The organism is Mesorhizobium sp. CA4, assembly GCF_020165075.1.
Taxonomy (GTDB): domain Bacteria; phylum Pseudomonadota; class Alphaproteobacteria; order Rhizobiales; family Rhizobiaceae; genus Mesorhizobium.
In genome coordinates, this window is record NZ_JAIUHK010000019.1 from 1 (window position 1) to 17,709 (window position 17,709).

At 65.4% G+C, this 17,709-nt stretch carries 17 protein-coding genes; 13 read left to right on the forward strand and 4 right to left on the reverse strand.

The window, feature by feature from the left end:
* Positions 1-159 precede the first annotated feature (159 nt).
* The 4 genes from LB528_RS16670 to LB528_RS16685 all read right to left on the reverse strand — a co-directional run bounded on the left by LB528_RS16670 (position 160) and on the right by LB528_RS16685 (position 5,787).
* Positions 160-723, reverse strand: coding sequence for an ActR/PrrA/RegA family redox response regulator transcription factor (locus tag LB528_RS16670; protein ID WP_224511557.1), 564 nt, complete (start codon positions 721-723; stop codon positions 160-162).
* A gap of 228 nt (positions 724-951) precedes the next feature.
* Positions 952-2,277, reverse strand: coding sequence for an ActS/PrrB/RegB family redox-sensitive histidine kinase (locus LB528_RS16675; protein ID WP_224715576.1), 1,326 nt, complete (start codon positions 2,275-2,277; stop codon positions 952-954).
* A 101-nt stretch (positions 2,278-2,378) separates the two neighbouring features.
* The gene (hrpB, locus tag LB528_RS16680; RefSeq protein ID WP_224715577.1) at positions 2,379-4,841 is read right to left on the reverse strand and encodes an ATP-dependent helicase HrpB; all 2,463 of its coding nucleotides are present in this window, start codon (positions 4,839-4,841) and stop codon (positions 2,379-2,381) included.
* 55 nt (positions 4,842-4,896) lie between these two features.
* A complete protein-coding gene (locus tag LB528_RS16685; RefSeq protein WP_224715578.1) occupies positions 4,897-5,787 on the reverse strand; it encodes a DMT family transporter in 891 nt (296 codons plus the stop codon).
* 23 nt (positions 5,788-5,810) lie between these two features.
* Here LB528_RS16685 and LB528_RS16690 point away from each other — a divergent pair, with 23 nt between their 5' ends.
* The 13 genes from LB528_RS16690 to LB528_RS16750 all read left to right on the forward strand — a co-directional run bounded on the left by LB528_RS16690 (position 5,811) and on the right by LB528_RS16750 (position 17,701).
* A complete protein-coding gene (locus tag LB528_RS16690; protein WP_224715579.1) occupies positions 5,811-6,509 on the forward strand; it encodes a PIG-L deacetylase family protein in 699 nt (232 codons plus the stop codon).
* 231 nt (positions 6,510-6,740) lie between these two features.
* Positions 6,741-8,072, forward strand: coding sequence for an ABC transporter substrate-binding protein (locus LB528_RS16695; protein WP_224715580.1), 1,332 nt, complete (start codon positions 6,741-6,743; stop codon positions 8,070-8,072).
* A gap of 123 nt (positions 8,073-8,195) precedes the next feature.
* On the forward strand, positions 8,196-9,143 hold the full coding sequence (locus LB528_RS16700) for a carbohydrate ABC transporter permease (protein ID WP_224715656.1): 948 nt from the start codon (positions 8,196-8,198) through the stop codon (positions 9,141-9,143).
* On the forward strand, positions 9,140-10,090 hold the full coding sequence (locus LB528_RS16705) for a carbohydrate ABC transporter permease (protein ID WP_224715581.1): 951 nt from the start codon (positions 9,140-9,142) through the stop codon (positions 10,088-10,090). The genes LB528_RS16700 and LB528_RS16705 overlap by 4 nt, the downstream gene beginning before the upstream one ends.
* A gap of 214 nt (positions 10,091-10,304) precedes the next feature.
* Entirely contained in the window at positions 10,305-10,508 is a 204-nt protein-coding gene (locus tag LB528_RS16710) for a hypothetical protein (RefSeq protein WP_224715582.1), read from the forward strand.
* Between the two features lie 2 nt (positions 10,509-10,510).
* The gene (locus LB528_RS16715; RefSeq protein WP_224715583.1) at positions 10,511-11,617 is read left to right on the forward strand and encodes an ABC transporter ATP-binding protein; all 1,107 of its coding nucleotides are present in this window, start codon (positions 10,511-10,513) and stop codon (positions 11,615-11,617) included.
* Complete coding sequence (locus tag LB528_RS16720; RefSeq protein WP_224511566.1) at positions 11,610-12,623, forward strand: ABC transporter ATP-binding protein; 1,014 nt, start codon at positions 11,610-11,612, stop codon at positions 12,621-12,623. The genes LB528_RS16715 and LB528_RS16720 overlap by 8 nt, the downstream gene beginning before the upstream one ends.
* 61 nt (positions 12,624-12,684) lie before the next feature.
* Complete coding sequence (locus tag LB528_RS16725) at positions 12,685-14,325, forward strand: dihydroxyacetone kinase subunit DhaK (RefSeq protein ID WP_224715584.1); 1,641 nt, start codon at positions 12,685-12,687, stop codon at positions 14,323-14,325.
* A 10-nt stretch (positions 14,326-14,335) separates the two neighbouring features.
* Positions 14,336-14,935, forward strand: coding sequence for a dihydroxyacetone kinase subunit DhaL (dhaL, locus tag LB528_RS16730; RefSeq protein WP_224715585.1), 600 nt, complete (start codon positions 14,336-14,338; stop codon positions 14,933-14,935).
* The gene (gene dhaM, locus LB528_RS16735; RefSeq protein ID WP_224511569.1) at positions 14,935-15,324 is read left to right on the forward strand and encodes a dihydroxyacetone kinase phosphoryl donor subunit DhaM; all 390 of its coding nucleotides are present in this window, start codon (positions 14,935-14,937) and stop codon (positions 15,322-15,324) included. The genes dhaL and dhaM overlap by 1 nt, the downstream gene beginning before the upstream one ends.
* Positions 15,325-15,343: 19 nt before the next feature.
* Positions 15,344-15,646 (forward strand): HPr family phosphocarrier protein, encoded by a 303-nt coding sequence (locus tag LB528_RS16740; protein ID WP_224511570.1) that lies wholly within the window; start codon positions 15,344-15,346, stop codon positions 15,644-15,646.
* A 41-nt stretch (positions 15,647-15,687) separates the two neighbouring features.
* Positions 15,688-17,262 carry a phosphoenolpyruvate--protein phosphotransferase gene (gene ptsP, locus LB528_RS16745; protein WP_224715586.1) on the forward strand — a complete coding sequence of 525 codons (1,575 nt, stop codon included), beginning with the start codon at positions 15,688-15,690 and terminating at the stop codon, positions 17,260-17,262.
* Between the two features lie 7 nt (positions 17,263-17,269).
* Positions 17,270-17,701, forward strand: coding sequence for a hypothetical protein (locus LB528_RS16750; protein ID WP_224511572.1), 432 nt, complete (start codon positions 17,270-17,272; stop codon positions 17,699-17,701).
* Positions 17,702-17,709 lie beyond the last annotated feature (8 nt).

Below are 17,709 nucleotides of genomic sequence, written 5' to 3' on the forward strand. Positions count from 1 at the left end.
CGCATTCGCATGAACACAGTTGCCATTCCGTAACGTCAGAGCGTTGCGACGGTGCAGAATTCTGCTCCGCTGCATTCTGCGGCCGGGGTTACGGAATGGATCCCAGGGTCTTCGCGACGGAGCTTCACTCCTGCTTCGCCCTAGGATGACGACGCTGGTTCAGCGCGGCGCCCGCTTTGCGAGAATCCGCTGCAGCGTGCGGCGGTGCATGTTGAGGCGGCGCGCCGTCTCGGAGACGTTGCGGTCGCACATTTCGTAGACGCGCTGGATGTGCTCCCAGCGCACGCGGTCGGCCGACATCGGATTTTCCGGGGGCGCCGCGCGTTCCCCGGAGGTGCGGGTGAGCGCGGCAAAAACGTCGTCGGCATCGGCGGGCTTCGACAGGTAATCGACGGCGCCAAGCTTCACGGCGGTCACCGCCGTGGCGATGTTGCCGTAGCCGGTCAAAATGATGGCGCGGGCGTCGCCGCGCTTCTCCCGGATGGCCGCGACGACGTCCAGGCCGTTGCCGTCGCCGAGCCGCATGTCGACAACCGCATAGGCCGGCGGATGGGCGCGCGCCTTGGCGACCGCCTCTTCCACGCTCTCCGCCGTCTCGACCACGAAGCCCCTTGTTTCCATGGCCCGGGCAAGCCGGGTGAGGAACGGCTTGTCGTCCTCGACGATGAGCAACGAGGTGTCCTCGCCCTCGACCATTGCGCCAGTCGTTTCGTCTCCGCTCATCTTATCGGCATCCTACCGATCCAAAGCGCGCCGCGCCGAGACCCATTCTGGCGAAGGCCCTTCAAATCCTTGTTTCCGGGCATGTCGACTTCCTGAAATCGCTGCACAGTTTTGGGCGACATGCCTCACTTTTACGCAGATACAGTCCTGCAAGAGCAATGTCCAATTTTTAGAGCCGGCAACAGAGCTGCCATGCGGTAAATGCAAGGGTTACGCTATCCAACCAGGTTACGCATTGTCGAACATGGTGGCCGAGGCCTGTTCCTGGTTGAGGAAGAGGCCGCGCGGCCAGGAGATCTGCACCACCGCACCTTCGCCGAGCCCGCTCGAATTGCGGAAATCGATGGTGGCGCCGGAACGCTCCAGCAACGTCTTGGCGATGAACAGCCCGAGGCCCAGGCCGCCGCCCGCTTCCGTGCCTTGGCGCGTCGACATATAGGGCTCGCCGATGCGGTCGATAATCTCGGCGGGGAATCCCGGCCCGTCGTCGGTGATGGAGAAGATGACCTTCTCATTGTCCCAGCTCCAGCTGACGGTGACGGCGTCGCGGGCGAAATCGACGGCATTCTCGACCAGATTGCCGAGGCCGTAGATGACGCCGGGGCTGCGCTGGCCAACCGGCTCGGGACCGACGCGCTCGCCGGGCCGTAGCCGGATCGAGATGCCGAAATCGCGATGCGGCGCCGTCACCTCCTCGACCAGCGAGGTGAGCGGCATGCGCGACAGATGCGCTTCGCCTTCCGAGGAAAGGCTGGTCAGCCGCTTCAGTATCTCGCGGCAACGCTCGCTTTGCGAGCGCAAGAGCTTCACGTCCTCGCCATATTTCGGATCCTTGCCGAGCGCCTTTTCCATCTCCTTGGCGACGACCGTGATAGTGGCCAAGGGCGTGCCGAGCTCGTGCGCGGCAGCAGCCGCCAGCCCGTCCAGCGCCGACAGATGCTGCTCGCGCTGCAGCACCAGTTCGGTGGCGGCCAGCGCATTGGCGAGCAGGCGCGCTTCCGCCGCGACGCGGAAGGCATAGATGGCGGTGAAGGCGATCGAGGCAAACACAGCCATCCACATGCCGGCGACATAGATGAAGGGCATCGGCAGCGGCGAGCCCTCATACCAGGGCAGCGGCAGGTGAAAGAACACCAGAAGCGTGGCCGCCAGTATGACCAACGCGCCAAGGATGGCCGTGAACCGCAGCGGCAGCGAAGCGGCGGAGATGACGACCGGCACCGACAGCAGAACGCAAAACGGATTGGTCAGGCCGCCCGTCATGTAGAGCAGGCCGGTGAGCTGGACGCCGTCGAAGGTGAGGATCACGAAGGCCGAAAGCGGGGTGAGCCGATGCGCCGCCGGATAGCGGAAGGTGAGCCACAGATTCATCCAGGCCGAGCAGGCGATCAGCGCAAAGCACATCGACACCGGAAGCGGGAATTTCAGGCCATAGGCGACGACCAGCACGGTCAGGCTTTGCCCGACGATAGCCAGCCAGCGCAGGCGGATCAGCGTGTTGAGCCGCAGCCGCTGGCTTTGCTGGGAATCGGGCGCGCGCAGGATATTGCTCATTGCCAAGGATTACAGCCGCAGGAGCGGAAACGATAGAGCATCGTCTTTGCCTGATGCATGTCGTTGTCCCAAAACCGCTGCGCACTTTTGGGCGACATGCATTACGTTCCGCGCGGTTTGGCGCGGCTGGTGGCGGCGGCCAGCAGCGGGTTTTCCGGCCAGACATGTTTTGGATAGCGGCCGCGCATGTCGGCACGCACATCCGCCCAGGAGCCACGCCAGAAACCGGGAAGATCGCGCGTCGTCTGGATCGGCCGGTGCGCCGGCGACAGCAATTCCAGCGTCAGCGGAACGGTTCCGTTTGCGATCGCCGGATGACGGTCGAGGCCGAACAGTTCCTGCACGCGGATCGAAAGCACCGGCCACTCGCCGTCATAGCGGATCGGCACGTGGCCGCCGGACGGCGCGTCGAAATGAGTCGGCGCCAGCGCGTCGACCTTGCGCTGCAGGTCGTGCGGGACCAGCGCCATCAGCGCCGACGACAGCGCCGCCGGCTTGATGGCGGCGAAAGAGGCATCGCCGGAGAGAAACGGCAGGAGCCAATCATCGAGGCCCTCGACAAGCGCTTCGTCCGAAACGTCGGGCCAGGGCGCTCCGAGGCCGCGATGCAGCCAGCCGAGCCGCTGGCGCAGCGCCTCCGCTTCCTTGCCCCAGTCGAGCAGCGACAGGCCGTGCTCTTTCAGAGCGCCGAGAATGGCGCGGTCTGCATCGGCGCCTGACGGCGCCGGCAACATGCGCTCGGAAAGCGTGATGGCGCCTAGCCTGGCGGTCTCGCGCACGCGCACGGCGCGGCGCTCACGGTCGAAGGTGGCCTCGCGCTTCATCTCGATGCGATCGGCCAGGACGGTGCGGATATCGGCTTCGCCGACCGGAGCGGCGGCGGTGATGCGGGCGTTCTGCGCCTTGCCCTGCAGGTCGGCGACCACCAGCCAGGTTTCATTGGCGAGCGGATCCGCAGCATCGACCATGGCGCCTGAGCCATTGGCCAGCACGAAGCGGCCGCGCTCGCCGCGCGCCCGTGCCACGCGATCCGGCCAGGCGTGGATCAGAAGGGCGCCTGCAGAGGCCGCCTCGCCGCCCTGGCCGCCACCGGCCTGCCTCGCCAAACGCTCGGCGAGCTGCCTGGCGGCATTGGGGCGGGGGGATTTCTCGCTGCGAAACCGGATCAGACGCCGCTCCAGATCGGCGCTGTCGCCGCCCAGCCCACGCTCGGTCAACAGCACGGCAAGCGTCGCCGCTTCGAGCGCGTGGCCGCTCTTCGCCGCTTCGGCCACCATATGCGCCAACCGCACCGGCAGCGCCAGCTTGCGCATGGCGGCGCCTGCCTCGGTCAACCTGCCGGCATCGTCGATGGCGTGCAACGCCTTGAGCAGCACCCTCGCCTCATTGAGAGCGGGCGCCGGCGGCGGATCGAGGAACGAAAGGCTCGACGGATCGGCGACGCCAAAGGCGGCACAGTCGAGCAGCAGGCCGGACAGATCGGCGTCGAGGATTTCGGGCGGCGTGAAGGCGGGAAGCGACGCGGTCTGCTCGGCGCGCCACAGGCGCACCGCCACGCCGGCTTGAGTGCGGCCGGCGCGGCCGGCGCGCTGGTCGGCCGAAGCCTTGCTGACACGCACGGTTTCCAGGCGGGTCAGACCGCTTGCCGGCTCATAGCGCGGCAGCCGCGACAGGCCGGAATCGATGACGACGCGCACGCCGTCGATGGTGATCGAGGTCTCGGCGATCGAGGTGGCCAGCACCACCTTGCGGCGGCCGGCCGGCGCCGGCCTGATCGCCTGATCCTGCGCCCTGTTGTCGAGCTGGCCGAAGAGCGGAACGATGTCGGTGTCGGCCGCGACATTGCCCGCGAGCCGCTCGGCGGTGCGCTCGATCTCGCGCTGTCCGGGCAGGAAGGCGAGCACGCTGCCCTGCTCGCCGGCCAAAGTCGCGCGCACGGCCTTGGCCATGGCGTCTTCGATCGCCGTGCCGGCCGGCCGCTCGTCGTAGCGGATCTCGACCGGATAGGCGCGGCCCTCGCTCTCGATCACCGGTGCGTCCGACAAAAGCCTCGCCACGCGCGCGCCGTCGAGCGTTGCCGACATGACCAGCAGACGCAGGTCCGGCCGCAGCGCGCCCTGCACGTCGAGCGCGAGCGCCAGACCAAAATCGCCGTCGAGCGAACGCTCGTGGAATTCGTCGAAGATCACCGCCGAGACGCCGGGCAGTTCCGGATCGTCGAGGATCATGCGCGAGAGCACGCCTTCGGTGACGACCAGGATCTTTGTCCGCGCCGAGGTGCGGTTCTCCATGCGCATGGCGTAGCCCACCGTGCCGCCGGGCTCCTCACCCAGCAGTTCGGCCATGCGGCGGGCAGCGGCGCGGGCGGCGAGCCGCCGCGGCTCGAGCAGCACGATCCGGCCCTCACCGAGCCAAGGCGCGTCGAGCAGCGCCAGCGGCACCAGCGTCGTCTTGCCGGCGCCCGGCGGCGCCACCAGCACGGCGTTGTTGCGCCGCGAGAGCGCTTCTCCGAGTGCCGGCAGCACGGCCGTGACCGGAAGCTCCGGCAAGGGTTTCGTCGTCATTTTGCCCGCATATCAGCGGTCGCGGTCGCCGTGCAACGTGTCGGGCCCATGCCGGTCAAAGCCGGGCACGCGTAAACGGGTTCCAGCGCACGGTGCCAAGCCGCACTTCCTCGCGCACCATGGTGAGGAGGCCTGAGGCGCCGACGTCTGCAAGGCCGACCAGCGTCATCGCATCGGGATATTCCCTGAAGAACATCGCGCCGAGGATGACCGCCCAGACGATCTGCGAATAATGCGTCGGGGCGATGCGATTGGCCGGCGCGTATTTGGCCGCCAGGAGATGCAGCAATTGGCCGCCGGCGGTGAACAGGCCGCCCAGGACCAGCCAGCCCAGTTGCCACAGATTGGGAAGCGTAAATGACGTCGCGACCGCGCCGACCCCGTTGAAGAGCAAGCCATAGCCGATCAGCGAACCCAACATGGTCGTACGCTTTTCCTGCTGGGCAAGCGACCGCATCAGGATGACGATGGTTGCCGCGACGAAGGCATTGGCGAAGGCGGCGAGATGGCCAAGATGCAATTCGCGGAAGCCCGGCCGCACCACCAGCATGACACCGGCGAAGCCGGCTATCACGGCAAGCCACCGCCAGGGACCGACATCCTCCTTCAGGATGACGGTCGAAAGCACGGTGACGAGCAACGGTGCCAGGAAGAGCAGCGCGTAAACCTCCGCCAGCGGAATGGTGGTGAAGGCATAGACGCTGAGCACGCCCGACGCGATGCCGGCCCAAGCGCGTGCCTGTACGGCCCAGGGCCGCCTGGTGCGCCAGAAATCGCGCCAGCGCTCCTCCTTCGGCCGGGTGAAGAAGAGGAAACAGCTGGCAAACAAGGTCACGAAAAAGCCGATCTCGAAGACGGTGAACTGCCCACCCAGACCCTTGATGACGGCGTCGCTGAACGAATAGTTTGCGTAAGCGAGAAGGGCGAGCAGGATTCCGTTCGGCACGATTCCAATTCCGGGAGAAAGACGTGAAGATACTGGCGCTGGGGGCACATCCCGACGATATCGAGATATTCATGTTCGGTACGCTGGCCGCCTATGCCGCGCTAGGCGCAGAACTGACTTTCGCCATAGCCACCGATGGTGCCAGAGGCGGCATGGGCGACCCCAAGGCGCTTGCCCGCTTGCGGCGCAAGGAAGCGACCACGGCGGCGGGCCTGCTCGGCGTCGAGCCGCGCTTCCTCGACTTTCCCGACGGGGAGCTCGTCGCCGATGCCGCGTTCATTGCGGCGCTGAAAGCGCTGATCGGCGAGGTGAAGCCCGACCTCGCCATCACCCATGCGCCCTACGATTATCATGGCGACCACCGCGCCTTGTCCGACGGCGTGCGACTCGCCGCGTCCTTCGCGGTGCCGGTGCTGCATGCCGACACGCTCGGCGGCACTGGTTTTTCGCCGACCCATTATGTCGAGATCTCGCATCATTGGGATATCAAGGCGAAAGCGATCCTCGCGCACCAATCGCAAGGTCCGGAGCACTATCTACACAGGGCGCGCCTCCAGAACGAGTTTCGCGCCGGACAGTGCAACGGCGCCTCCGGCGCGCTTGCCGAGGCCTTCCGTTTCGAGCCGACCTTCCCCTTCGCAGACATACGAGCGCTGCTACCGCCGGCGCCGCCGATCCGGCCGCTGACGACAAGCCTGGGCCCCGCCAACGCGGCCAGCTGATGTCAGCAGGACACAGGTCCGGCGGCATTTCCCAACGATTTCAATGACGCGTTTCGCCATGCTGCGGCGCAGCAACGAATTCGCTTGCGTTGTTTAGTAAAAAGAGCATCACTAAACAAATTACTAAACATCGGCGGCGCATCGCCCGCCATGTTTGGGCCCTCGGAGGAGCGAGGGTTGAGGGGTCTTGAAACCGTCATCCGGACGCGTTTCGCAAATGGGAGGTAAGGCATGAAATCGACCTTGAAACTGGTGTTGGGACTGGCCTCGGCGATCCTTGCGTCGACAGCCGTCTCGAACGTCGCGCATGCGGAAGACCTGACGCTGTGCTGGGCGGCCTGGGATCCGGCCAACGCGCTCGTGGAACTGTCGAAGGACTTCACCAAGGAAACCGGCATCGGCATGAAATTCGAGTTCGTGCCGTGGACCAATTATGCCGACCGCTTCCTCAACGAGCTCAACTCGCATGGCAAGCTCTGCGACCTGATCATCGGCGACAGCCAGTGGATCGGCGGCGCCGCCGAGAACGGCCATTACGTCAAGCTGAACGACTTCTTCGACAAGGAGAAGATCAGCATGGACGACTTCGTGCCGGCGACCGTGGTCGGCTATTCCGAATGGCCGAAGAACACGCCCAACTACTGGGCGCTGCCGGCCATGGGCGACGTCGTCGGCTGGACCTATCGCAAGGATTGGTTCTCGCGGCCCGAATTGCAGAAGGAATTCAAGGAGAAGTATGGCTGGGACCTCGCCCCGCCGACCACCTTCGACCAGCTGAAGCAGATCGCCGAATTCTTCCAGAAGCGGCAGATCGACGGCAAGACCGTCTACGGCGCCTCGATCTATACTGAGCGCGGCTCGGAAGGCATTACCATGGGCGCCATGGACGTGCTCTACAGCTACGGCTTCCAGTATGAGAACCCGAAGAAGCCCTATGAGATGGAAGGCTTCGTCAACTCCGAGAAATCGGTGAAGGGGCTGGAGTTCTACAAGGCGCTCTACGACTGCTGCACTCCGCCCGGCGCCTCCAACAGCTACATGGGTGAGGGCGTCGACGCCTTCAAATCCGGACAGGTGGCGATGCATATGAACTTCGCCTTCACCTGGCCCGGCCTGCAGAAGGACGAGAATGTCGGCGGCGACAAGATCGGCTACTTCGTCAACCCGAAGGGTCCCGACGGCGACCAGTTCGCGCAGCTCGGCGGCCAGGGCATTTCGGTGGTTTCCTATTCCGACAAGCAGGAATCGGCGCTGAAATACATCAAGTGGTTCGCCAACAAGGACGTGCAGGCCAAATGGTGGTCACTCGGCGGCTATTCCTGCCTGAACTCGGTGGTCAAGGATCCGAAATTCCCGTCCAGCCAGCCTTATGCGCAGGCCTTCCTCGACTCCATGGCGATCGTGAAGGACTTCTGGGCGGAACCCAGTTACGCGCCGCTGCTGCAGGCGTCGCAGAAGCGCTTCCACGACTATGTCGTCGCCGGCCAGGGCTCGGCCAAGGATGCGCTAGACGGCCTCGTCAAGGACTGGACGCAGGTCTTCCAGGACGACGGCAAGATGTAGTCGGGGCAAGATGTAAGGCTCCTCCCGAGCCCAACCGCAGCGTCCCGTGCCGCCCTTGGCACGGGACGCAGTTCAGATAAATTCCACAGGCGAGACTTACCCGTGACCGAAGCAGGACTTACCATGCTCGATCGGACTGCGGACAACGTTGCCCGGGCAACACCGGAACCGTTGGCCAAGAAGATCCGGGGCATCAGCGACAAGGGCCTCGCCTGGCTGTTCATCTCGCCGACGATCCTTTTGCTGTTGGCCATCAACATCTTCCCGCTGTTCTGGGCGATCTATCTCTCCTTCACCAATTTCCGCGCCAACCGGCCGAACGAGGTGGTGAAGAATCTGGGGCTCGCCAATTACCGGCGTATCCTCGGCGATCAGGACATCTGGATCGCAATGCAGACGACGGCGCATTTCGTGTTCTGGACGATCCTTCTACAGACGGTGATCGGCTTCACGCTGGCCTGGCTGATTGACCGAAAATTCCGCGGCCACGCCTTCTGGACCACCATCATCTTGGTGCCGATGATGCTGTCGCCGGCGGTGGTCGGCAATTTCTGGCGCTTCCTGTACGAGCCGCAGATCGGCCTGTTTTCCTACGTCGTCTCCTTCGTCACCGGCATTCCGCCGACGAATGTGCAGATGCTGTCCAATGTCGAGCTGGCGCCTTGGGCGATCATCATCGTCGACACCTGGATGTGGACGCCTTACGTCATGCTGATCTGCCTCGCCGGTCTGCGCTCCATTCCCGAATACATCTATGAAGCGGCGGAGGTCGACCGCGCCTCCAACTGGCGGCAATTCTGGTCGATCACGCTGCCGATGGCGCTGCCCTTCATCATGCTGGCGGTGCTGTTCCGCGGCATCGAGAATTTCAGGATGTTCGACATGGTCAACCTGCTCACCGGCGGCGGACCCGGCTCGACCACTGAGGTCGCCTCGATCACGCTGAAGCGGCAGGCTTTCGAGAGCTGGCGCACCGGCTATTCGTCGGCCTTCGCCATCATCCTGTTCGTCGCGGTGTTCGGGCTGGCCAACATCTACGTCAAGGCGCTCAACAAGGTGAAGCAGAGATGAGCCTGACCACCGCCCATTCCGTCGTCGCGCCCTCGTCCAACGCGAAGCTGATCGCCGGCACGATCATCATCGCCTATGCGCTGATCTCGATCGTGCCGCTGCTCTGGATCTTCGCCACCAGCTTCAAGACGCCGCCGGATTCGATCGCCTATCCGCCCAAGATCGTCTTCCAGCCGAGCATCGAGGGCTATTGCAACCTCTTCACCACACGCACAAGGCAGACGCCGGAATATATCAATTCGCTCGGACCGGCGACCGGCTTCTGCGAGGAGACCGTGCGCAAGCGCAACATGGTGATTGCCGGCCCGTCGAACTTCCTGCCGCGCTTCGTCAACTCGCTGATCATCGCCTTCGGCTCGACCTTCTGCGCGGTGTTCCTCGGCACGCTCTCGGCCTATGGCTTTTCGCGCTTCAAGGTGCCTTTGGCCGACGACCTTCTGTTCTTCATCCTGTCGACGCGCTTCATGCCGCCGATCGCGGTGGCGATCCCGATCTACCTGATGTATCGCGAGCTCGGCCTGTCCGACACCGCGCTCGGCATGATCCTGCTCTACACCGCGGTCAACGTCTCGCTGGCTGTGTGGCTCTTGAAGGGCTTCATCGACGAGATCCCGCGCGAGTATGAGGAGGCCGCGATGATCGACGGCTACACCAGGCTGCAGGCCTTCTGGCGCACCGTGCTGCCGCAGGCCACGACCGGCATTGCCGCGACCGCCATCTTCTGTCTGATCTTTGCCTGGAACGAATATGCGTTCGCAGCGCTGCTCACTTCCGGCACCGCGCAGACCGCGCCGCCCTTCATCCCGACCATCATCGGCGAAGGCGGCCAGGACTGGCCGGCAGTGGCGGCGGGCACGACCATCTTCCTGGTGCCGATCCTCGTCTTCACCATCCTGCTCCGCAAGCAACTCCTGCGCGGCATCACCTTCGGCGCGGTGCGCAAATGACTAGTGTGGGAACAAGTCGACCCCCACTCCGTCGAGCTTCGCTCGACACCTCTCCCCCGGTCGACGGGGGAGAGGAAGGGCGCGAACTTCATTCAGCCAGGCTCCCTTCCTCTCCCTCCGGAGGGGGGAGAGGTGGCGCTGCGAAGCAGCGACGGAGTGGGGGAACCACCTGGCAACCATCTCTCCCCTTGAACGGGAAGGAAGGGAGGAACGCATGAACCGCTCTGTTGCCTCCAAGCGCTCCTCTTGGCCGCGCTGGGCAAGGCGCGGCCTGATGGAAAACATCGCGACCGCGATCATCGCGATCGGCTTCCTGATGCTGTTCCAGCCCTTCGCGCTGTCGCTCTATACCTATTCCTTCATCACCATGCTCACCGGCACGGTGATGTTCATCATCGTCTCGAAATTCCCGGAATAACGATGGCCGAGATCCGTGTTCAGAATCTGAGGAAGGCCTTCGGCGCATTCGTCGCCGTGCAGGATTCCAATTTCGTCGTCGAGGACGGCGAGTTCTTCGTCATGCTCGGCCCGTCCGGCTGCGGCAAGACGACGACGCTGCGCATGATCGCCGGTCTCGAGCTGCCGACCGGCGGCAAGATCCTGCTCGGCGGCGAGGACGTCACCATGCGCCGGGCGCGCGAGCGCGACATCGCCTTCGTCTTCCAGCTCTTCGCGCTCTACCCGCACATGAATGTGCGCAAAAATATCGGCTTCCCGCTGCTGGCGCAGGGCATGCCCTCGGCCGAAATCCGCAGCCGCGTCGAAGAGACGGCGAAGCTGCTGCGCATCGACCATCTGCTCGACAAGTCCGTCTCCGGCCTTGCTGGCGGCGACCGGCAGCGCGTCGCGCTCGGCCGCGCCATCGTGCGGCGGCCGAAATGTTTTCTCATGGACGAGCCGCTCGGCGCGCTCGATACCGAGTTCCGCGATCTGATGGTGCATGAACTGCGCGAGCTGCACAACCGCATCCATGCGACCACGGTCTATGTCACGCATGACCAGATGGAAGCGATGTCGATGGCCGACAAAATAGCGGTGATGAATCACGGCGTCATCGAACAGTTCGGCACGCCGCGCGAAATCTACGACCGGCCGGCAACCATGTTCGTCGCCGATTTCATCGGCTCGCCGCCGATGAATTTCCTGAAATTCGGCGGCGGGCTCGCCAGGGGCGCGAAGGAGATCGTCGTGCAGGGCGCCAAGGTGGCGGTGCCGGAGGTACGCGAGGATGTGGCACCCGCCGACATGGCGCTCGGCATCCGGCCCGAGCACATCCGCTTCGACGATGGCTCGAAGCTGCGCGGCGCGATCTACGGCACGGAATATCTGGGCACCACGCAGATCGTCGCCGTGGAGACGGCCGACGGCATCATCAAGGCGCGGGTGCCGGCGGGCATCCATCTCAGCCCCGGCGAACAGGTCGGGCTGACGCTAAGCAGCGGTCGGCTGTCGCTGTTCGAGAAGGGTTCCGGCCGCGCGGTCAGGACCGCCATGCATGATCAGGCAGCGGAGGCGCGCCATGGCTGATGTCCGTATCCAGGGCGTGACCAAGAGTTTTGGCGACACCGTTGCGATCAGCGATCTCGACCTCGTTATCAAGGACGGCGAATTCGTCGTGCTGCTCGGGCCGACCGGCGCCGGCAAGACGACGACGCTCAGGCTGATCGCCGGACTGGAACGGCCGGACAGCGGCACGATCCACATCGGCGGCCATGACGCGACGGCGCTGTCGCCAGCAGAACGCGACACCGCCTTCGTCTTCCAGCAATATTCGCTCTATCCGCATCTTTCGGTGTTCGACAATCTCGCCTTCCCGCTGCGCTCGCCGGCGCGGCGGTTTCCCGAAGAGGCTGTGCGGCGGCGCGTCGAGGAAGTCGCGCGCATGGTGCGCATCGACCACAAGCTCGACAACCGCTCGACAAAACTGTCGGGCGGCGAGATGCAGCGCGTCGCCATCGGCCGCGCCCTGGTGAGGAAGCCCGCGATCTACCTGATGGACGAGCCGCTGTCCTCGCTCGACGCCAAGCTGCGCGCCAATCTCAGGCTCGAGCTCAAGCGCATCCAGTCCGAGCTCGGCGCCACGATGCTCTATGTCACGCACGACCAGATCGAGGCGATGACCATGGCCGACCGCATCGGCATCCTCGCCGATGGCATGTTGGTGCAGATCGGCACGCCGCGCGCGATCTATTCTGAGCCGGCTAATCTTCATGTGGCGGCGCGCCTTGGCCAGCCGGCGATCAACCTCTTGCCGGCCGGGCTGCTGCCCGACGGCGACGCGCCGGCCGGAACGACGACGATCGGCGCGCGCACCGAGCATCTCGCGATCGAGAAGGCGATGAACGGCCATGCCGACGGGGTCGTCGACTGGGTCGAGCATTTGGGCGACCAGAACCACCTGCATGTGACGGTTGGGCCGAAGAAGCTGGTGACGCTCACCGATCCGGACACACCTTTAGCCAAAGGGGATAAGGTGACGATCCGCTACATAGCGCCGCTCTATTTCGGCTCGGACGGGCAAAGATTGATGTAGCCGGCTCGCGCATAAATTTGCAAACCGATTGACGACCGCAGATACGGACTGGACGAAATTCATGAAGCACTTTTTCAACCGCAAGGACACGATCGTCACCGAGGCGCTGGACGGCTTCCTCGCCACGGCGGGATCGGGCGCGCTGGCCCGCCTCGACGGCTATCCCGAGATCAAGGTCGTGCTGCGCGCCGAGTGGGACAAGACGAAGGTGGCGATCGTTTCGGGCGGCGGCGCGGGGCATGAACCCTCGCATGCCGGCTTCGTCGGCGCCGGCATGCTAACGGCGGCCGTCTCCGGCGAGATCTTCGCTTCGCCGAGCGTCGAGGCGGTGCTGGCCGCGATCCGCGCGACGACGGGGGCAGCCGGCTGCCTGCTGATCGTGAAGAACTACACCGGAGACCGGCTCAATTTCGGACTGGCCGCGGAGAAGGCGCGTGCCGAGGGCCTTGCGGTCGAGATGGTGATCGTCGGCGACGATATCGCGCTGCCCGACATCGCGCAGCCGCGCGGCGTTGCCGGCACGTTGTTCGTGCACAAGATCGCCGGGCACCTTTCCGAAACCGGCCGGAACCTTGCATCGGTCGCTGCCGCGGCGCGCGCGGCGGCCAAGGACATCTTTTCGCTCGGCATCTCGCTTTCCTCCTGTTCGATCCCCGGACAGGCGCATGAGGAGCGCTTCGGCGCTGACGATGGCGAGCTCGGCCTCGGCATCCATGGCGAGCCGGGCGTCGAGCGCATCGCGCTGCAGAGCGCCGGGGCATTCGTCGCTGTGATGGCCGAACGCCTTGCCGCGCGGCTCGATCCCGGCAGCCATTATGCCTTGCTGATCAACAATCTCGGCTCGGTGCCGCCGCTCGAAATGTCTTTGATCGCCAACGCCGTCTTGTCGTCGCCGCTCGCCAAGGCCGTGACGCTGACGATCGGCCCCGGTCATCTGATGACGGCGCTCAACATGAACGGCTTCTCGCTGTCGCTGCTAAAGCTGAACGCGGAACGCGAGGCGGCGCTGCTGGCTCCCGTCGGCCCGCATGCCTGGCTGCCGGCGAAGCCGGTCCGTCAGCCGATCGTTGTCGCGATGGCCAAGCCTGGCATAGGCACAGCCATAAAGCCCGCCAGCCGCGATGCGGCCGCGGAGCGGCTGATTAGGGCCGTCTGCCAGAAGCTGATCGCGCTCGAAGAGCCGCTCAACGCGCTCGATACCAAGGCCGGCGACGGCGACACCGGCTCGACCGTGGCGACGGGCGCGCGCAGCATCCTCGAGCGCATCGACACCCTGCCGCTTGCCGACAAGGCCGCAACCGCCGCCGCCATGGGCGATACGCTGGGCACCTCGATGGGCGGCTCCAGCGGCGTGCTTTTGTCGATCTTCTTCACCGCCGCCTCGCGGTCGCTCGGCACCGGCGCATCGCTCGGCAAGGCCTTGCTCGCGGGGCTCGACCGGATGACCTTCTATGGCGGCGCCAGGGTCGGCGACCGCACGATGGTCGATGCGCTGGAGCCGGCGCTGAAAGCCTTTGACGCAAGCGGGCTGGAAGCAGCGGCAGAAGCGGCGCGGCAAGGCGCCGAGGCAACCGCGGCGATGCGGAAGGCGAAGGCCGGCCGTTCCGCCTATATCGGCAGTCAGCTTGACGTGGCGGATCCCGGCGCCTTCGCGGTCGCCGAAGTTTTCGCTGCCCTGGCGGCTCTGTTCGCCCCGGCATGAAGGACAGACAATGGCCGCAGCCGATTTCTCCCGATTGATCGCGGCGGCGGCCGATACGATCGCGGCGCATGCCGAGGAATTGACCGCGCTCGACCAGGCGATCGGCGACGGCGATCACGGGCTGAACATGAAGCGCGGCTTCGAGGCGGTGCGCGCCGAGGCCGACGCCTTCGCGGCGAAACCGCTGCCCGACGCGCTGAAGGCGGTCGGCACCAAGCTGGTGATGACCGTGGGCGGTGCCTCCGGCCCCTTGTTCGGCACCTTGTTCATGGCGCTCGGCAAGGAGCTGCCCGCTGCCCCGGATCGCGACGGGCTGACGGCGGCGCTGGGCAAGGCGATCGAGGCGGTGGCGGCGCGCGGCAAATCGCAGCCGGGACAAAAAACCATGCTCGACGTGCTGCAGCCGGTGTATGAGGCACTGGCGCAAGGCAAGACGGCTGGCGAGATCGCCGACGCAGCCGACAAGGCCGCGGAGGCCACGGTGCCGATGAAGGCCCTGCGCGGGCGCGCCTCCTTCCTGGGAGAGCGCTCGATCGGGCATATGGATGCCGGGGCGCGCTCGACCGCGCTGCTGGTGCGCGCAGTCGCGGAAGCCATAGAGGGCAATTGATGAGCAATGTCGGGATCGTCATCGTGTCGCATTCGCCCCTGGTCGCCGAGGGCACGGCCGACATGGTGCGCCAGATGGTGGGCGACGAAGTGCCGCTTGCATGGTGCGGCGGAAACGGCCATGGCGGGCTCGGCACCAGCGTCGAGGCGATCATGGGCGCGATCGACAAGGCCTGGTCGGAAGCGGGCGTCGCCATACTGGTCGATCTCGGCGGCGCCGAGACCAACTCGGAGATGGCGGTCGAAATGATCGGCGAGCCGCGCTCCCAGAAGATCGTCGTCTGCAACGCGCCGATCGTCGAGGGCGCCGTGATGGCTGCAACCGAATCCTCCGGCGGCGCCTCGCTCAAGGAAGTGGTGGCGACCGCGCATGAATTGTCGCCGTCGTGAACGAACGGGAACCGACTGAATGTCCGCATCCGCCGAAGCAACGGTCCTGATCACCCACGCGGTGGGACTGCACGCGCGCCCTTCGGTGAAGTTCACCAAGCTCGCCAAGTCGTTCGCGGCCGAGGTGGAAGTGGCGGTGGCCGCCAACGGTCCCTGGTTCGACGCCAAGAGCATCGTCAAAGTGATGGCGGCCAAGGCGCCGAAGGGCACCATGCTGCATATCCGCGCTAAGGGCGAGGGCGCGGCCCAGGCGGTGAAAGCGCTGGTCGATCTGGTGCAGCGCGACTTCGACGAGGACGCGGATCATGCCCGGTCCGCTTGAGACCGATCTGCATGACGGCAGGCCCGCAAGGAATGCGAGCCATGCGGGCTGAGGGTATCCCTGCCTCTCCCGGTTACGCCGAAGGCCCGCTGTTCGACCTCGATCAGCCTCCGGCCAGCTACAAGGCCAAGGCCAGCGCCGAGAAAGAACAAGCCGCATTGGTGAGCGCAATCGGCAAGGCCGTCGGCCGGCTGGCGGCGCTGGTCGAAACCGCCGATGGCGACGCCGCCGGCATCCTCGAATTCCACATCGCCATGCTCGAGGACGACGCATTGAGCGGTCCGGCCTTGGCGGCGATCGGCTCCGGGCAGCCGGCGGATGTCGCCTGGCGGACCGCGCTGGACAGCGAGATCGCCGGCTACGAAGCGTCGGACCAGGACTATTTCCGTGCCCGCGCCGCGGATTTGCGTGACATCCGCGACCAGGTGCTGCGCGCGCTGAGTGAGGACAGCGAGGCCGTGGCACCCCCGGGGGCGATCCTCTACGGCGACGACATGGCGCCGACGCGCTTCCTCGAAAAAGATTGGAGCGAGGGCGGCGGCATAGCGTTGAGGTCCGGCAGCACCGCCAGCCACGTCGCGATGTTGGCACGCTCGCGCGGCGTGCCCATGGTCGTCGGTCTCGGCGACGAGGCTGAAACGCTCACCGGTGTCGCGCTGCTCGACGCGGAACACGGCAGGATCATTTTCTCGCCGTCCCAGGCCGAGATCGAAGCCTTCCGGCAATCCGCCTCCTCCTTCGCCGACCGGCTGGGCGCGGCGAAGACATTCCTGACTGAGCCGGCGGTGACCAGGGCCGGCACCGCCGTGCGCGTCCAGGTCAACATCGCCTACCCTTCCGACGTCGACGGTATCGATATCGCCACCTGTGACGGCGTCGGCCTGATGCGGACCGAATTCCTGTTCGGCAAAACGCTGCCGGACGAGGAGACGCAATACCGTGCCTACCGCAAGGTGCTGGAATGGGCCGGCGACAAGCCGGTGACCATCCGCACCGTCGATGCCGGCGGGGATAAGCCGGTGCCGGGTTTCACCATCGAGGGAACCAACCCGTTTCTCGGCCTGCGCGGTATTCGGCTCTCGCTTAAGCGGCGCGACATTTTTCGCGTGCAGATACGGGCATTGCTGCGCGCCGCCATCCACGGCAATCTGAAGGTGATGTTCCCGATGATCGCCACGCCTGAGGAGTACAGCCAAGCCGCCGCGCTGTTCGCCGAAGAAGAAGCCGCGCTTGCCGCGCAGGGCGTGGCGCACCGGCTTCCGCCGCTCGGCATCATGGTCGAGGTGCCTTCGGTCGCGCTGGCGCCCGAAGATTTCGCCGATGTCGCCTTCTTCTCGGTCGGCTCCAACGACCTGACGCAATATGTGATGGCGGCCGCGCGAGACAACGCAGCCGTGGCGCATCTCAACACCGCGCGCCATCCGGCGGTGCTGCGGCTGATTGCTGCGATCACCGCCTTCGGACGAGCGAAAGGTATTCCGGTCAGCCTATGCGGCGACGCGGGCGGCGATCCGGCAGCCATCCCGGCGCTGATCGAGGCGGGCTTGCGCGACCTATCGGTCGCCCCTGCGCAACTCGCCATGGCCAAGGCGGCCATCGCCGACGTTGCGGTGTAGACGCGGCATGGCCAAGACCGAGAAGATATCGGAAACAGGCTCGGAAGAGGCGATCCGCGCCTATAAGACGATCCTGTCGCAGGTCATCGACCAGCGCCCGTCGGGCATGCGCCAGCGCCTTGCCGATGCGCTCGGCAAGCACCGCAGCTTCGTCACCCAGATCTCGAGCCCGGCCTATTCGATCCCGATCCCATCAAAGCATCTGCCTTCCATCTTTTCCGTCTGCCACTTCAGCCAGGCCGAGCGCGACCAGTTCATGGCCGCCTATCACCAGGCGCACCCCGGCAAAGCGCCCGCGGCCTCAGGGCCGCGCAAGACACGCCATGTCTCGCTCATCGTGCCGGATTTCGGCGACGACAGGCAGAACGCCGCGCTCGACCGGGCGATCAACGAATTCATCCAGAAGATAACCAGCATCGCCGGCAAGGGCAGCGGCTGAGCAAGAGC

Excerpts from the sequence above, each read along its gene's own strand:
- LB528_RS16670 (WP_224511557.1), bottom strand. The coding sequence starts at position 723 with ATGAGCGGAGACGAAACGACTGGCGCAATGGTCGAGGGCGAGGACACC.
- LB528_RS16740 (WP_224511570.1), top strand. The coding sequence starts at position 15,344 with ATGTCCGCATCCGCCGAAGCAACGGTCCTGATCACCCACGCGGTGGGA.
- ptsP (WP_224715586.1), top strand. The coding sequence starts at position 15,688 with ATGCGGGCTGAGGGTATCCCTGCCTCTCCCGGTTACGCCGAAGGCCCG.
- LB528_RS16720 (WP_224511566.1), top strand. The coding sequence starts at position 11,610 with ATGGCTGATGTCCGTATCCAGGGCGTGACCAAGAGTTTTGGCGACACC.
- LB528_RS16705 (WP_224715581.1), top strand. The coding sequence starts at position 9,140 with ATGAGCCTGACCACCGCCCATTCCGTCGTCGCGCCCTCGTCCAACGCG.
- dhaM (WP_224511569.1), top strand. The coding sequence starts at position 14,935 with ATGAGCAATGTCGGGATCGTCATCGTGTCGCATTCGCCCCTGGTCGCC.
- hrpB (WP_224715577.1), bottom strand. The coding sequence starts at position 4,841 with ATGACGACGAAACCCTTGCCGGAGCTTCCGGTCACGGCCGTGCTGCCG.
- LB528_RS16710 (WP_224715582.1), top strand. The coding sequence starts at position 10,305 with ATGAACCGCTCTGTTGCCTCCAAGCGCTCCTCTTGGCCGCGCTGGGCA.
- LB528_RS16750 (WP_224511572.1), top strand. The coding sequence starts at position 17,270 with ATGGCCAAGACCGAGAAGATATCGGAAACAGGCTCGGAAGAGGCGATC.
- dhaL (WP_224715585.1), top strand. The coding sequence starts at position 14,336 with ATGGCCGCAGCCGATTTCTCCCGATTGATCGCGGCGGCGGCCGATACG.
- LB528_RS16715 (WP_224715583.1), top strand. The coding sequence starts at position 10,511 with ATGGCCGAGATCCGTGTTCAGAATCTGAGGAAGGCCTTCGGCGCATTC.
- LB528_RS16695 (WP_224715580.1), top strand. The coding sequence starts at position 6,741 with ATGAAATCGACCTTGAAACTGGTGTTGGGACTGGCCTCGGCGATCCTT.
- LB528_RS16675 (WP_224715576.1), bottom strand. The coding sequence starts at position 2,277 with ATGAGCAATATCCTGCGCGCGCCCGATTCCCAGCAAAGCCAGCGGCTG.
- LB528_RS16700 (WP_224715656.1), top strand. The coding sequence starts at position 8,196 with ATGCTCGATCGGACTGCGGACAACGTTGCCCGGGCAACACCGGAACCG.
- LB528_RS16725 (WP_224715584.1), top strand. The coding sequence starts at position 12,685 with ATGAAGCACTTTTTCAACCGCAAGGACACGATCGTCACCGAGGCGCTG.